Annotated in this window: 12 protein-coding genes; 8 read left to right on the forward strand and 4 right to left on the reverse strand. The window is 72.0% G+C overall.

Annotated elements, in window-relative coordinates; all coding sequences use genetic code 11:
* The first annotated feature begins 53 nt into the window (after positions 1–53).
* Together ACLWS4_RS22010 and ACLWS4_RS22015 are read left to right on the forward strand one after the other, a co-directional pair.
* Positions 54–1,118 (forward strand): isopenicillin N synthase family dioxygenase, encoded by a 1,065-nt coding sequence (locus tag ACLWS4_RS22010; protein WP_416874985.1) that lies wholly within the window; start codon positions 54–56, stop codon positions 1,116–1,118.
* Between the two features lie 270 nt (positions 1,119–1,388).
* Entirely contained in the window at positions 1,389–2,168 is a 780-nt protein-coding gene (locus tag ACLWS4_RS22015) for a MerR family transcriptional regulator (protein WP_416874986.1), read from the forward strand.
* 78 nt (positions 2,169–2,246) lie between these two features.
* On the opposite strand, the gene ACLWS4_RS22020 is transcribed toward ACLWS4_RS22015, so the two are convergent.
* The 4 genes from ACLWS4_RS22020 to ACLWS4_RS22035 all read right to left on the reverse strand — a co-directional run bounded on the left by ACLWS4_RS22020 (position 2,247) and on the right by ACLWS4_RS22035 (position 8,215).
* Entirely contained in the window at positions 2,247–4,484 is a 2,238-nt protein-coding gene (locus ACLWS4_RS22020; protein WP_416874987.1) for a 3-hydroxyacyl-CoA dehydrogenase NAD-binding domain-containing protein, read from the reverse strand.
* Positions 4,485–4,569: 85 nt separating this feature from the next.
* Positions 4,570–5,784 carry an acetyl-CoA C-acetyltransferase gene (locus ACLWS4_RS22025; RefSeq protein WP_416874988.1) on the reverse strand — a complete coding sequence of 405 codons (1,215 nt, stop codon included), beginning with the start codon at positions 5,782–5,784 and terminating at the stop codon, positions 4,570–4,572.
* Positions 5,785–5,867: 83 nt separating this feature from the next.
* Positions 5,868–7,010 carry an acyl-CoA dehydrogenase family protein gene (locus tag ACLWS4_RS22030; RefSeq protein ID WP_049654671.1) on the reverse strand — a complete coding sequence of 381 codons (1,143 nt, stop codon included), beginning with the start codon at positions 7,008–7,010 and terminating at the stop codon, positions 5,868–5,870.
* 2 nt (positions 7,011–7,012) lie between these two features.
* Positions 7,013–8,215: a CaiB/BaiF CoA transferase family protein gene (locus ACLWS4_RS22035; RefSeq protein ID WP_416874989.1), complete on the reverse strand. Its 1,203-nt coding sequence runs from the start codon at positions 8,213–8,215 to the stop codon at positions 7,013–7,015.
* A 259-nt stretch (positions 8,216–8,474) separates the two neighbouring features.
* On the opposite strand from ACLWS4_RS22035, the gene ACLWS4_RS22040 reads away from it, so the two are divergent.
* From ACLWS4_RS22040 to ACLWS4_RS22065, 6 genes are all read left to right on the forward strand, one after another.
* Entirely contained in the window at positions 8,475–8,942 is a 468-nt protein-coding gene (locus tag ACLWS4_RS22040) for a hypothetical protein (protein WP_380738483.1), read from the forward strand.
* 21 nt (positions 8,943–8,963) lie between these two features.
* Positions 8,964–11,093 (forward strand): hypothetical protein, encoded by a 2,130-nt coding sequence (locus tag ACLWS4_RS22045; RefSeq protein ID WP_416874990.1) that lies wholly within the window; start codon positions 8,964–8,966, stop codon positions 11,091–11,093.
* The gene (locus ACLWS4_RS22050) at positions 11,083–12,156 is read left to right on the forward strand and encodes a hypothetical protein (protein WP_380738487.1); all 1,074 of its coding nucleotides are present in this window, start codon (positions 11,083–11,085) and stop codon (positions 12,154–12,156) included. The genes ACLWS4_RS22045 and ACLWS4_RS22050 overlap by 11 nt, the downstream gene beginning before the upstream one ends.
* An 80-nt stretch (positions 12,157–12,236) precedes the next feature.
* Complete coding sequence (locus tag ACLWS4_RS22055; RefSeq protein WP_416874991.1) at positions 12,237–13,283, forward strand: hypothetical protein; 1,047 nt, start codon at positions 12,237–12,239, stop codon at positions 13,281–13,283.
* Positions 13,284–13,379: 96 nt separating this feature from the next.
* Positions 13,380–14,432, forward strand: coding sequence for a hypothetical protein (locus tag ACLWS4_RS22060; RefSeq protein ID WP_416874992.1), 1,053 nt, complete (start codon positions 13,380–13,382; stop codon positions 14,430–14,432).
* A gap of 81 nt (positions 14,433–14,513) precedes the next feature.
* Positions 14,514–15,062, forward strand: coding sequence for a GNAT family N-acetyltransferase (locus ACLWS4_RS22065; RefSeq protein WP_416874993.1), 549 nt, complete (start codon positions 14,514–14,516; stop codon positions 15,060–15,062).
* The last annotated feature ends 131 nt before the right edge of the window (positions 15,063–15,193 follow it).

The following is a 15,193-nucleotide window of genomic DNA, read 5'->3' on the forward strand; positions in this document are numbered from 1 at the left end:
GCCCCCGGTCGACCACCGGGACCAGCCGGGACGAGACCCAGCGGATGTCACACATGACGCAGCAGTACACACCCATATCCGAGACCGGCACCGGCACCGGCTCCCCCTCGGCGGAAGCCCCCTCGGCGGACGCCCTCCCGGTGATCGACCTCTCGCTCGCCGACGGCAGCCCGGACGATCGCCGCCGCCTGCACGACGAGCTCCGCGCCGCGGCCACCGGCGTCGGGTTCTTCCAGCTGGTCGGCCACGGCGTCACCCCGGAGGAGACGGCCGCGCTCGCCCGAGCCATGCGTGCCTTCTTCGCCCTCCCCGAGGCCGACCGGCTCGCCGTGAGCAACCTCAACTCCCCCCACTACCGGGGCTACACCCGCACCGGCGACGAGCGCACCGGCGGCAGCCAGGACTGGCGCGACCAGCTGGACATCGGCGCCGAGCTGCCCCCGCACGTCCCCGGCAGCGGCGAGCCCCCGTACTGGTGGCTGGAGGGGCCCAACCAGTGGCCCGAGGCCCTCCCCGAGCTGCGCACCGCCGCGCTCGGCTGGATCGACCACCTCGGCGCGGTCGCCCGCCGCCTGCTGCACGAACTCCTCGCCGCGATCGGCGCCCGCCCCGACTTCTACGACGAGGCCTTCGCCGGCCACCCCCACCTGCGCCTCAAGCTGGTCCGCTACCCCGGCACCGCCCCGGACGGCGCCGGCCAGGGCGTCGGCGCCCACAAGGACTACGGCTTCATCACCCTGCTGCTGCAGGACACCGTCGGCGGCCTCCAGGTTGAGCGCGCGGACGGCACCTTCCTCGAGGTCCCGCCGCTCGACGGCGCCTTCGTCGTCAACCTCGGCGAGCTGCTGGAGGTGGCCACGGACGGTTACCTCAAGGCCACCAACCACCGCGTGGTGAGCCCGGTCGGCGCCCGCGAGCGCTTCTCGGTGCCGTTCTTCTACAACCCCCGCCTCGACGCCCACATCGAGCCGCTGGACTTCCCCCTCGCCCACCACGCCCCCGGCGCCACCGCCGACCCGGCCAACCCACTCTTCGCCGACTTCGGCCTCAACGAGTGGAAGGGCTCCACCAGGGCCCACCCCGAGGTCACCCGCCGCCACCACGCCGCCCTCGCCTGACCCCCGGTACCGCCGCAACCCCGACGCCCCACTCCCGACGCCCCTGCCCGACGCCCCTGCCCGAAGCCGGTCCCCCGGCGGACGGCAGGGGCGTCGGCGTCAGCGCCCCCACGCGTCCGCACGCGCCCGCACGCGCCCGCACTCCCGCACACCCCCGCCGCCCGCCTGCCGCCCGCCCGCCGCCCGCCGCCCGCATCGGTGGACCGGCCCGCCCACCACTGTCACACTGCTGCTGTCACAGCAGGAGTGTGCCAGCGCGGGAGGCGGCGGATGGGGGAGCACGGCGGGGTGGGGGGCGGAGTGCGGCTGACGGTGGACGAGCTGGCGGCGCGGGCCGGGGTGACGGTGCGGACGGTGCGGTTCTACGGGACGAAGGGGCTGCTGCCGCCGCCGGAGCTGGGGCCGCGGCGGGTGGGTCTGTACGGGGCGGCTCACCTGGACCGGCTGGAGCTGATCGAGGAGTTGCAGCGGCAGGGCCTGACGCTGGCCGCGATCGAGCGGTACCTGGCGCGGTTGCCGGAGGACAGTACGCCGCTGGACCTGGCGATCCACCGTGCGCTGGTGGCGTCGTGGACGCCGGAGACCCCGGAGGAGGTCACCCGGGCGCAGCTGGAGCGGCGGGCCGGGCGGGGTCTGACGGAGGGGCAGGTCGAGCGGCTCGCCGCGATGGGGGCGCTGGAGCGGACGCGGGATCCGGAGGTGTTCCGGGTGGATCCCGGGCTGCTGCCGCTGGGCGTGCGGATCCTGGACGTGCCGATCCCATTGGAGACGCTGCTGGCCGCCCGGGCGGTGGTGCTGGAGCACAGCCGGGCGACGGCACGGGAGTTGCAGCGGCTGTTCCGCGAGACGGTGTGGAAGCCGTACCGGGAGAGCGAGCCCGCGCCCGCCGAGCTGGCCCGGATGCGGGCGCTGACGGACCACATCCAGCCAATGGTGGCGCAGGCGCTGGTCACGGCCTTCCAGCGCTCGCTGCGGGAGGAACTGGGCGAGGAGCTGAGCCGGGAGTCGGGCCAGGAATCGAGCCTGGAGTCGGGCCTGGAACCCGGGTGAGGCCGTACGGGCCACGGCCTCACCCAGGTCCGAGCAGGTCAGCAGATCGGTAAGCCGACAGGCCAGCAGGCCGACCGGTCAGTCCGTGAAGGTCCGCCCCTCGGCCGCGACCCGCTCCAGCAGCGCCGGCGGCGCGAACCGCTCGCCGTACGCGGCGGCGAGTTCGCGGGCGCGGGCCGCGAAGCCGGCCGGGCCGCCCTCGTACCCGTTGATGTACTGGAATACGCCGCCCGTCCAGGCCGGGAAGCCGATGCCGAGGATCGAGCCCACGTTGGCGTCGGCGACCGAGGTCAGCACGCCCTCCTCCAGGCAGCGCACCGAGTCGAGCGCCTCGCTGAACAGCATCCGCTCCTTGAGGTCCTCGAACGAAACGTCACCCGGAGCACCAGCGGGAGCGCCACCCGAGGCATCCGCGGAAGCACCGGCCGGAGCACCGGCCCGAGCACCGGAGAAGTGCTCCAGCAGCCCCGGCCAGAGCCGCCCGCGCCTGCCGTCCTCGCCGTACTCGTAGAAGCCAGCGCCGCCGCTGCGCCCCGGGCGGCCGAACTCGTCGACCATCCGGTCGACCACCGCGTCCGCCGGGTGCGGCGTCCAGCTGCCGCCGACGGCCTCCACCGAGCGCCGGTACTCGTCGCGGATCTTGCGCGGCAGGGTGAGGGTCAGCTCGTCCATCAGGGAGAGCACCTTGGCCGGGTAGCCGGCCTGGGCGGCGGCCTGCTCGATGCTGGACGGGTGGATGCCCTCGCCGACCATGGCGACGCCCTCGTTGAGGAACTGGCCGATCACCCGCGAGGTGAAGAAGCCGCGGGAGTCGTTGACCACGATCGGGGTGCGGTCGATCTGCCGGACCAGGTCGAAGGCGCGGGCCAGCGCCTCGTCGCCGGTGCGCGGGCCGCGGATGATCTCGACCAGGCGCATCTTGTCGACCGGCGAGAAGAAGTGCAGCCCGATGAAGTCGCCCTGGCGCTCGACGCCTTCGGCGAGCAGGCCGATCGGCAGGGTGGACGTGTTGGAGCAGAGCAGCGTGTCGGGGCCGACCACGCCCTCGATCTCCTGGAACACCTTGTGCTTGAGCTCGGTGTTCTCGAAGACCGCCTCGATCACCACGTCGCAGCCGGCCAGGTCGGCGGTCTCGGCGGTGGGGGTGATCCGGGCCAGCAGCTCGTCGCGGTCGGCCTCGGTGGAGCGCCCGCGCGCGACGGCCTTGTTCAACAGCCCCTCGGAGTAGGCCTTTCCGCGCTCGGCGGCCTCGATGCCGACGTCCTTGAGCACGACCTCGATGCCGGCCTTGGCGCAGGCGTAGGCGATGCCCGCGCCCATCATCCCGGCGCCGAGCACCGCGACCTTGCGGACCGGCCGCTTCTCGACGCCCTTCGGGCGTCCGGCGCCGGAGTTGACCGCCTGCATGTCGAAGAACAGCGCCTGGATCATGTTCTTGCTGGTCTGCCCGCAGGCCAGCTCGGTGAAGTAGCGGGCCTCGATCGTCATCGCGGTGTCGACGTCCACCTGGGCGCTCTCCACCGCGGCGGCCAGGACGTTGCGCGGGGCCGGGTAGGGCGCGCCGTTGAGCTGCTTGCGCAGGTTGGCCGGGAAGGCGGGCAGGTTGGCGGCGAAGGCCGGGGTGGCCGGGGTGCCGCCGGGGATCTTGTAGCCCTTGACGTCCCAGGGCTGGACGGCGGTCGGGTTGGCCTCGATCCAGGCCTTCGCGCGGGCGGTCAACTCCTCCGGGGTGTCGACCAGTTCGTGCACCAGTCCGTGCTCCAGCGCCTGCGCCGGGCGGTACTGGCGGCCCTGGAGGAGGAACTTCAGCAGGGCGTCGGTGATGCCGAACAGCCGGACCGTACGGACCACTCCGCCGCCGCCCGGCAGCAGGCCGAGGGTGACCTCGGGCAGGCCGATCCGGCTGGCCGGGGTGTCGAGCGCGATCCGGTGGTGGCAGGCGAGGGCGAGCTCCAGGCCGCCGCCGAGCGCACTGCCGTTGACGGCGGCGACGACCGGCTTGCCGAGGGTCTCCAGGGTGCGCAGCGCGCGCTTGATCCGCATCGACTTCTCGAAGACGGCCTCGGCGTCCTCGGGTCGGGCGGCGGAGAGCATCCGCAGGTCTCCCCCGGCGAAGAAGGTCTTCTTGCCGGAGGCGACCACCACGCCGCGCAGCGCGTCCGCGGCGGCCAGGGCGGCGAGCCGCTCGACGACGGTCTCGAAGTCGGCGGTGAAGGCCTCGTTCATGGTGTTGACGGACTGGGTGGGGTCGTCGAGGACGAGGGTGACCACGCCGTCCTGGTCCTGCTCCCAGCGGATGGTGGTGGTGTCGCTCATCAAGTTCTCCAGGTCTACCGGTCTGCAGAGGGAGGTACCACGCGCAGCGTGTCCCACGAAGGGAGGCGGCGGGCGACGCGTGGGCTCAGATGCGCTCGACGATGGTGGCGATGCCCATGCCGCCGCCCACGCAGAGGGTGATCAGGCCGTACCGCAGGTCGCGCCGCTCCAGTTCGTCGACCACGGTGCCGAGCAGCATCGCGCCGGTGGCGCCGAGCGGGTGGCCGAGCGCGATCGCGCCGCCGTTGACGTTCACCTGGTCGTGGCGGAAGCCGAGTTCGCGGATGAAGCGGAGCGCGACTGCGGCGAAGGCCTCGTTGATCTCGACCAGGTCGATGTCGGCGGCGGTGAGCCCGGCCTTGGCGAGCGCCTTGCGGGTGGCCGGGGCGGGGCCGGTGAGCATGATGGTCGGCTCGGAGCCGGAGACGGCGGCGGAGACGATCCGGGCGCGCGGCCGCAGCCCGTACCGCTCGCCGACCTCGCGGTTGCCGATGGCCACCAGTGCGGCGCCGTCCACGATGCCGGAGGAGTTGCCCGCGTGGTGGACGTGGTCGATGGCCTCGACCCAGTGGTACTTCTGGAGGGCGACGGCGTCGAAGCCGCCGGCCTCGCCGATGCCGGCGAAGGACGGCTTGAGGCCGGCCAGGGTCTCGACGGTGGTGCCGGGGCGGATGAACTCGTCGCGCTCCAGCACGACCAGGCCGTTGCGGTCGCGCACCGAGACGACCGAGCGGTCGAACAGGCCGTCCGCCTGGGCCTTGGCGGCGCGGGCCTGGGACTCGGCGGCGAAGGCGTCCACGTCGGTGCGGGAGAAGCCCTCGATGGTGGCGATGAGGTCGGCGCCGATGCCCTGCGGGGCGAAATTGGTCTCGTACGCGGTCATCGGGTCGGCGAACCAGGCGCCGCCGTCGGAGGCCATCTTCACCCGGGACATCGACTCCACGCCGCCGGCCAGGACCAGGTCCTCCCAGCCGGAACGGACCTTGGCGGCGGCCAGGTTGACGGCTTCCAGGCCGGAGGCACAGAAGCGGTTCTCCTGGACGCCGGCGACGGTGTCGGGCAGGCCGGCCGCGATGGCCGCGATCCGGGCGATGTCGGAGCCCTGGTCGCCGACCGGGCTGACCACGCCGAGCACGATGTCGTCGATCGCGGCCGGGTCCAACCCGGGGTAGCGGCCGCGCAGTTCGTGGATCAGGCCGACGACCAGGTCGATCGGCTTGGTGCCGTGCAGCGAGCCGGTGGCCTTGCCCCGGCCGCGCGGGGTGCGGATCGCGTCGTAGACGTACGCTTCGGTGGTCACGGTGGGAACGCCTTTCAGCGGGTTTTCGGGGCGGGGGACTTGTTCGGGGCGGGGACTCTGGGGGCTCGGAAGGACGGAGGCGCTCAGCCGAGGATGGAGCGGCCGACGATCTCCTTCATGATCTCGGTGGTACCGCCGTAGATGGTCTGGATGCGGCCGTCGGTGAACGCCCGGGCGACCGGGAACTCGCTCATGTAGCCGTAGCCGCCGTGCAGTTGGAGACAGCGGTCGGCGGTGCGCTTCTGCAGTTCGGTGGCCCACCACTTGGCCATCGAGGCGTCCGCCGGGGTGAGCGCCCAGCGGTTGTGCTCGGTGATGCAGCGGTCCACGAAGGCGCGGGTGACGGCGCACTCGGTGGCCAGTTCGGCGATCTCGAAGCGGACGTGCTGGAGCCTGGCGAGCGGACGGCCGAAGGCCTCGCGCTGCTTGACGTAGTCGGTGGTGATCTCGACCAGGTACTCGGCGCCGGCGATCGCCGCGGCGGCGATGGTGAGCCGCTCCTGGGCGAGGTTCTGCATCAGGTGGACGAAGCCGCCGTTGAGCTCGCCGATCAGGTTCTCCTTCGGCACCCGGACGTCCTCGAAGAACAACTCGGCGGTGTCCTGGGCCTTCTGGCCGATCTTGTCGAGATTGCGGCCGCGCTCGAAACCGGGCGTGCCGCGCTCGACGGCCAGCAGGCTCAGCCCGTGGGCGCCGCCCTCGGGGGTGGTGCGGGCGACCACGATCACCAGGTCGGCGAGGATGCCGTTGGAGATGAAGGTCTTGGCACCGTTGAGCAGGAAGTGGTCCCCCTGGTCGACCGCCTGGGTGCGGATGCCCTGGAGGTCGGAGCCGGTGCCGGGCTCGGTCATCGCGATCGCGGTGATCAGCTCGCCCGAGCAGAACCCGGGCAGCCAGCGGCGCTTCTGCTCCTCGGTGGCGAGCGAGGTGAGGTACGGGCCGATGATGTCGTTGTGCAGACCAATCGCCAGTCCGGACGCGCCGGCCCGGGCGAACTCCTCGGCCAGTACGGCGGCGTAGCGGAAGTCCGGGGTGCCGCCACCGCCGTACTCCTCGGGGACGGCCAGGCCGAGCAGGCCCTGGCGGCCGGCCGCGAGCCAGGCGGAGCGGTCGACGATGCCGGCCTTCTCCCAGCGGTCGTAGTGCGGCAGCACCTCCTTGGCCAGGAAGGCCCGCACGGTGGCCCGGAAGTCGTCGTGCTGCTCGGTGAAGATCTCGCGCTGCAACGCTACTCTCCTTGCTCTGCCGTGGAGTTGGGGAAGGTGCCGCCGGCCCCTGGGACCGGTACGTCAGGATCGAGGGCGGGGACGCCCCAGTCGCGGGCCACCTCGGCGGTGTCCGAGCCCGGCCGGGCCGGCGGGCGGCGCAGGGCGCCCGGCGTGGCGGAGAAGCGCGGGGCGGGGGCCGGCTGGGTGACGCCGTCCGCCTCGACGTACGTCCCGCGCGCCGACAGGTGGGCGTCCGCCGATGCCTGACGCATCGTCAGGACCGGCTCCACGCAGGCGTCGGAGCCCGCGAAGACGGCCTCCCACTCGGCCCTGGTCCGGGTGGCGAAGCGGGCGGCGATCAGGGCGCGGAGTTCGGGCCAGCGGGCCGGGTCGTACTGGCCGGGCGCGTCCGGGCCCAGCTCCAGCAGCCGGGCGAACTCCGCGTAGAAGCGCGGCTCCAGCGCGCCGACGGCCAGGTGGCCGCCGTCGGCCGCCCGGTACACCGCGTAGAACGGCGCGCCGCCGTCCAGCAGGTTGACGCCCCGGCGGTCCTGCCAGTGGCCGGCCGCGAGCAGGCCCCACAGCATGGAGCCGAGGTGCGCCGCGCCGTCCACGATCGCGGCGTCGACCACCTGCCCGGCGCCGGTGGCGCGGGCGTGGTGCAGCCCGGCGAGCAGGCCGACGACCAGGTAGAGCGAGCCGCCCGCGTAGTCGCCCAGCAGGTTGGCCGGGATACCGGGGGCCTCCTCGGCCCCGCCCGGCGCCGCCACCATCCCGAGCACCCCGGCGACCGCCGCGTACCCGAGGTCGTGCCCGGCCGTCGCCGCCCGGGGGCCGTGCTGCCCCCAGCCGGTCATCCGCCCGTACACCAGCGCCGGATTGCGCGCCAGGCACGCCTCGGGGCCGACCCCGAGCCGCTCCGCGACGCCCGGCCGGTAGCCCTCGATCAGCAGGTCCGCCCGCTCGACCAGGTCCAGCACCCGCCCGGGGCCCTCCGGGGACTTCAGGTCGATCAGCACCGAACGCTTGTTGCGGTTGCTGAGGTCGTACGCCGGGTCCGTACCGAGCGGCGACGGCTCCGGCCGATCCACCCGCACCACGTCCGCACCGAGGTCCCCCAGCAGCATCGCCGCGAACGGCCCCGGCCCGATCCCGGCGAGCTCCACCACCCGCACACCCGCCAACGGCCCCCCGGCCTCCGGCGCCCTGCTCGCGTCACCCACTGGCTGCTGAACCCTTCCCGACGGGTTTGACAGTAAAGCTGTCACACTCGGGATGATAGGCAAGCGACCCGCCGGTAACAAGACCTCCACCCCCGCGCCGAGCCGCCAATTCCCCCTCGACCCAGGCCCGGTGAACCCGGCCACTCCCCGCGCCCACGGAATCACGGAGGGTGGGTCGGTGCACTGACGGAGGCTCCCTGTACGGTCGTCATGCCGCAGGGGAGCGGCCGCTTTGCCGATTGGGGAGGATTCCGCGCGCATGGGTAACCCGAACTTCGTCACCGGACCGGTCGCACCGGCCAAGGACCCGATACCGGGCCCGGCGTCCACGTACGCGGCGAAGTCGCCGTACTCCAATCCGGCCCCGCCCAACGGTGTCAACCCCGTGCTGATCCCGCCCGCCCTCGGCACCACCCAGCTGGACACCCCGCACGAGCTCAACGCCTCGGCCGGAATAGCGCGGCAGATCGCCACCGACCTCGACAGCGCCAACGGCAAGGCCGGCCCCGGCGCGCACAGCCTCACCGAGTACGCGAGCACCGCGTCGACCAAGATCCGGGGCTTCTCCTTCGGCGGTGCCCTCACCGGCAGCACCGAACGGTGGCTGCAGCAGTGCAAGACCCTGCACGACAAGCTCGGCAGCACCGCCGCGAACCTCGACAAGACCCAACGGTTCTACGGCGACAACGAGGCCAGGACCGCCGCCGACCTCGGCGCGACCCGCTAGCCAGGAGAGGGGAAAGCACAGATGGTGTCCTTCAAGGAACTGCACGAGGCCGACTTCTCCGGGGTCAGCGACGCCGCGGAGGCCTGGGCCGGCGTGGCCAAGGCCCTCACCGCTCTGGACGGCCGGGTCACCAAGGACCTCACCAGCACCGCCCAGCGGGCCGGCTGGAAGGGCGATGCCGCCGACGCGGCGACGACGGCCATGCAGGGCATGGACGGCGACTTCAAGCAGGCCTCTGCCGTCGCCACCGCCCTCGCCGCGATCATGAAGACCGCCTCCGAGGACTTCACCGCCGCCCGGCGCGACCTCGACACGGCCATCCATGACGCGCAAACCGAGAACATGACCGTCTCCGCAGACGGCCAGGTCAACTGGACCCTGCCGAAGGAGGCTCGGAACGACACCGATGGCGAGAAGCTGGCCCAAGGACTGAGGGCCAAAGCGGAGGCCATCGCGGCCCGGTTGACGAAGGCCGTCGAGAAGGCCGCCGCCGCAGACCAACGGGCAAGCGTCGCACTCCAGGGCGACATCGGTACCAGCACCACGTCCTTCAACCCCACCCCCTACGGTGGCGGCCCGGTCGCCGACGCCAACCGGGCCAAGGACCTCATGGCCAAGGCCGGCAGCCTCTCCGACGACCAGCTCAAGCAGCTGCAGGCCCTCATGGCCGCCAACGCGGAGAACAAGGACTTCTCCACCACCCTGCTCAACGGCCTCAACTACGGCGGAAAGACCGGCCCCGACGCCCTGCTGGAGTACAGCAAGGTCTATGACGGCCTCGCCCACGGCAACCACAACGCCGCGGGCTACCAGGATGTCTACAAGAACCTGTCCGTCGCGCTGGCCAGCGCCACCCGCGACGGCGGAATGGGCAAGGCCTGGGAGGTCGGGCTGCTGGCCGCCGCCCGCCGCACCGGGGGGTCCGCGGCGGGATACAACGACAACTACCCGGCGCTGACGGCGCTGCTCAACGCCAAGGGCAGCTTCGACAAGGGTTTCCTGACCAAGGTAGGCACCGACCTGGTCGACTACGAGCGCGGCAGCAAGCTCAAGGGCGCGGACTTGTGGGGCCCGGACTGGAGCAACGCCACTGGCCACCAGGGCGATCCGATGCGGGACCTCATGCAGGCCATGAGCCGCAACCCCGAGGCCTCGAAGGACTTCCTCGACCCCGCAGCCAACAAGAACCTCGACTACCTGCTCAAAGCCCGCCAGTGGCCCAACCAGGGCTACGAGCACAACCAGTTGGACCCGGTCGCACGCAACAACTCCCGCGGCGCGTTCGGCGACGCCTTGGAGGCCGCAACCACCGGTCGTGATCCGAACGGCAACCAGCCGCCCGTCCGCCCGCACGACGCGGCGATGGCGCGCATCATGTCCGACACGATCACCCACTTCGGGGGCGACTCCGCCGGGCATGTGACCGAGCTCCCGGTCGGACTGCGCCGACCGTTCGGCAACATGATCGCCGACTACGCGGCCGACACGTACGAGATCATCGGCAAGGAGGTCAACGGGCACTCCGAGACCAGCGGATTGGTCATCGACCGAGATCGTCTCATCCGGGTCATCCGAGGAGTGTCCGATGACCCTGAGGCGTTCAGGGCGATCCACTACGCCGAGAGCCAGGAAATGGCCCGGCGGCTCGACGCCTACCCCGCTGACACCTTCAGGATGGATCAAACCGGGCACCCCAACCCCGGTATCGAGGGCTATGTGCGAGAGGCCGGCCAGGTCCTGGGGGCGCTCAGTGGCACGCAGTCGGACGTCATGACCCGTCACCATGACGACGTGGTGTTCCAGAACAACTGGCAAGCGAAGATGAACTACCACCTCATCGGCACGCCCCTGACTCCCGTACCGGTTGTGGGTGACTTCGTCCAGCGCATGGTCGATGTCGGTACGTCGGAATGGGCGAACGGGCTCAACAGCAAGCAGGACCAGGAGACACAGGCAGACCTGTCCAAGATGTTCAATTCCGGAGAGAACCAGCTGAAGCAGATGATCGTCGCAAAGGCCGAAGAGGCCGGTCTCACCAACGCGGAGATCGCTTCGACTGCCGGTGTGCCCCAGAAGCTCCTGCACGATGTGTCCGATAGCTACGGGACAGGCGTCAACCAGACGTACCGCAATGCGCTGGGTGGACGCTGAGATGAAGAAGACTCAGCACGCCGCCGATCAGCCCGGCGACGAGAACACCGTCAGCGAGCGCCTGGACGCGGCGCTCGACCGGCGGGGGTTCACGACCCGGCCGCTGCGGGTACGGGCGGCGGTCGCCGTGGTGGCGGTGACGGCGGTCGTGGCCGGGGCCGGGGTGTTCCTCGCGGACAACCTGACCAATGCCTTCGGACCGGACAGCGTGTGCGACGGTACCGTGAGCGCGGATTTGCTGAACGACGTACTCGGGCCGGGCAAGGTCAGCGATCAGGCGTTCGGCGACGGGCACTTGCGCAGCGGATCCGCCTTCTGCATGGCGAAGGTGAGTTCCGGGGTCTTCGGCAACGAACGGTCAGTCACCGTGGAGCTGCGCAAGAACAGCGACCTCTCCGTCGTCGCGAACGACTCGGAGGCCCGGCTATTCGCCGCTTCGGCCAACGGTGGAGCGTCCGGCGCGGCCTTCGACCACCGGGCCTGGGCACTGCTTCCCGAGGCGTGCGGCAGTGGGCAGCGGGTCACCGTCAGAGCGGACCGCGGTGAACGGCCCGGGGCCGAGAAGCTCGCCGCACTCGCCGCGTCGACGGCCGACCGCATCGCGTCACAACAGGGGTGCGGCACGTCGCCCACGCCCGCGCCGCACCAACTCTCCGATGCCGGAAAGGACCGCGACCTCGACCGCAGCACCGTCTGCGGTCTGCCCGGGCTCACCATGCCCACCACCCCCGGCGGCCCGGCCTTCCGGGAGACCGTGACCACCGCGACCGACCCGCTGTGGGCCTGTCTCATCCACTCGGACGCGAACCCGAGGTCCTCGATCACCTTCACTGTCGGCACCGAGCCCCGCCTCCTGACCGCGACAACCCCGAAGGACGAACCGGGGATCGGCCGAGCTCGCTGGGTGAAGCCCGACGAGATGACAACGACTTGCCAGGGCCGGCCGACCTACTTCCGGATGGAAGTCAACGGCTTCCGGGACCTCGTACCGGACAGCGATTCCGCCTGGAAGCAGTTCCTCACCGCCGGTGCCAAGGCGATCGGCTGCGAGCCGATCCTCTGACCTCTCTGCGGGCGGCCGGTTCCCAACCGGCCGCCCGCACCGATCCAGTCGGCCGAGCAACACACAGGGGACAGCACATCGTGGACAACAAGGACGACGACAGGCCTGACGGCTCCACCGCAGGCCTGGCCGGGCGCGTCGATGCGGCGCCCGGCCGACGGGGGTTCACCACCCGGCCGCTGCGGGTGCAGGCGTTGGTTGCCGTGACGGGGGTGGTGGCGGTCACGGCCGGGGCGGGATTTTTTCTGGCGGACAACCTGACCAATTTGTCCGGGCCGGACGTCGTGTGCGACGGCGCGGTGAGCGCGGACGAGGTGAACGACGCGCTCGGGTGGGGCAAGGTCAGCGCCACGATGTACGGCGACGGGAAGCTGGACACCCCCGGCGCGTCCTGTGCGGCGATGGTGAGCAACGGGATCTTCGGCAACGACCGGTTCGCCGTCATCGAGCTCCCCAAGGCCGGAGACCTCGCCAGGTTCAAGTACGACGCGGAGTCCCAGCTGTTCGCCGCCTCGGCGAACGGAGGCGCGGCCGGCGCCGTGCACAAGTCGTCGTACGGCTTCGCACTGCTCCCGAAGGACTGCGCCAACGGGCAGCGGGCCACCGTCAAGTCCCGGTCCTCCGACGCCCGGAAGCTCGCCGGGCTCGCGACCGCGGTGGCCAACCGCGTCGCGGCACAACAGGGTTGCGGCGGGGCGCCGCTCCCCGCACCGCGCGAGCTCACCCCGGCGGGTGCGGACCGCCCCCTCAACCGCGACGCCGTCTGCGGCCTGCCGGGGCTGACGATGCCCGACACTCCCGGTGGCCCCGTCTATCAGGAGACCGTGACCAACGCGACCGATCCGCTGTGGGCCTGCAGGATCCACTCGGACGCGGACCTCAGGTCCGCGATCACCTTCTCCATCGGCACCGATCCGCGCCTCGTCCAGCCGTGGACCCTCGACCCCGGCCCGGCCTTCGGCCGAACCCACTGGGTCGGGCAACACGAAGTCATGGCGACATGCCAGGGACGGCCCACCCGCTTCCGGTTCGAAGTGGACGGTTTCCGGGACCTCATCGGCAAGACGACCTGGGAACAGTTCCTCACCGCCGGTGGCAAGGCGATCGGTTGTGAGCCGATCCTGTGACGCCTCCCCTCCTGCGGGCGGCCGGTTGACGACCGGCCGCCCGCAGGAGCACGCCTGAATCCGACCGACCGAGCAGCAACCAGGGAACGACACACCATGGAAGACAAGAACGGCTCCGCCAACGGCCCGGTCGGGCGGATGGACGCGGCGCTCGACCGGCGGGGGTTCACCACGCGGGGGCTGCGGGTGCGGGCCGGGGTCATGGCAGTGGCGGCGGTCGGGCTGGGGGTCGCCGGGTGGGCGCTGCTGGCGGACGACATGACCAACAGGTTCGGGCCGGACAGCGTGTGCGACGAGGTGGTGAGCTCACGGGCGGTGAACGAAGCGCTCGGGTCGGGCAAGGTCAGCGCGGAGCCGTACGAGGGGAACGTCAGCCGCGGCACGGCGGTCTGCACCGTGCAGGTGGCCGGCGGGATGTTCGGCGACGACCGGAACATCCGGGTGTCCCTCGGCGAGAGCAAGGACGTGTTCCACCTCCCGATCCCTCCCGGCGCCCGGACGTTCGCCGCCTCGGCGAACGGCGGCGCGGTCGGCGCCGTCCGTGGCGACGAGGCGTGGGCACTGCTCCCCGAGGGCTGCCCCAACGGGCTCTGGGCCAGGGTCACCGCGTACTCCGGGAAGGAGCCCGACCCCCTGAAGCTCGCCCGGCTCGCCGTGTCGGCGGCCGACCGCATCGCGGACCAGCGCGGTTGCGGCAAGGCGCCGCTGCCCGTCCTGCACGAGCTGGCCCCGGCCGCCACCGAGCGGGAGCTCGACGGCGACGCGGTCTGCGGCCTGCCGGGGGTCTCCGTCCGGCGCTCGCCCGACAAGCGCTACAGGGAGGCCGTGACCGTGGGATCCGATCCCCTGTGGACCTGCGAGATCACGCCTGAGGATGCGCACGGGAGCACCTCTTCCCTCGTCATCGCCACCGAGTCCCGGCTCCGGCCGGAGGCCACCGAGCGGGACACCAGGCCGGCGTTCGGCCGTGCCCGCTGGGTGGGGTCCCTCCCCCGGGACGAGATCGTGGTGACCTGCCACGGTCGCCCCGTCTACTTCCGGATCGGCGCGATCAGGCACCTGGGGCACCTGTTCTCCACCTCCGACGAGGCCTGGAAGCAGTTCCTCACCGCCGGCGGCCAGGCGATCGGGTGTGAGCCGATCCTGTAGCGGGCGGAAAATGGGCGGGCGGGTGTCGGGGTAATGGTCTATCTTGCGATGGACCTATTACGTGAGACACGGGGGAGCACCATGAGCACCACCACCACCGACCGTACCGACCCGACCGCCCGCACCGTCGTCGCCGTCTCCGAGCGGCTGGTACTGACGCGGCCGCGGGAGGGGGACGTGGGGGCGGTGTTCGCGATCCACGGGGATCCGGAGACCAACCGGTACAACCCGCACGGGCCGCAGCGGGAGCTCGTCCAGGCGCGGGAGATGCTGGACGGGTTCGTCGCCGACTGGGTGCGGGACGGGGTGGGGTACTGCGCCGTCGCCACCCGGGAGGACCCGGGGACGGTGATCGGGTTCGCCGGGCTCTACCTGCACACCCTGGACGGGGAACGGGTGTTCAACCTCTACTACCGGTTCCGGCCGTCCGCCTGGGGCCTCGGGTACGCGGCGGAGGCGGCCCGGGCGGCGATGGCGGAGGCACTGCCACGCCACCCCGGCGTCCCGGTGGTCGCCCTGATCCACGCGGACAACCTGCCCTCGCGCCGGCTCGCCGAGCGGCTCGGGCTGGTCGCCGACCCGGACGGCCGCACCGACGAGGAGGACCGGGTGATCCACCGGATGGCCTGAGGCCGGAGCCCGCCGCCCGGAGAGGACCCCCCGGAGGAACCCCCGGAGGAGCCCCCGCCCGCCGAGATCCCCCGCCAGGGGGAGCGGGATCGCGCCCCGGGCGGAGGCCCCGGCGCCCGGCCCGGCGGGAC

The sequence above is a fragment of the Kitasatospora sp. SC0581 genome (genome assembly GCF_048159585.1).
Taxonomy (GTDB): Bacteria; Actinomycetota; Actinomycetes; order Streptomycetales; family Streptomycetaceae; genus Kitasatospora.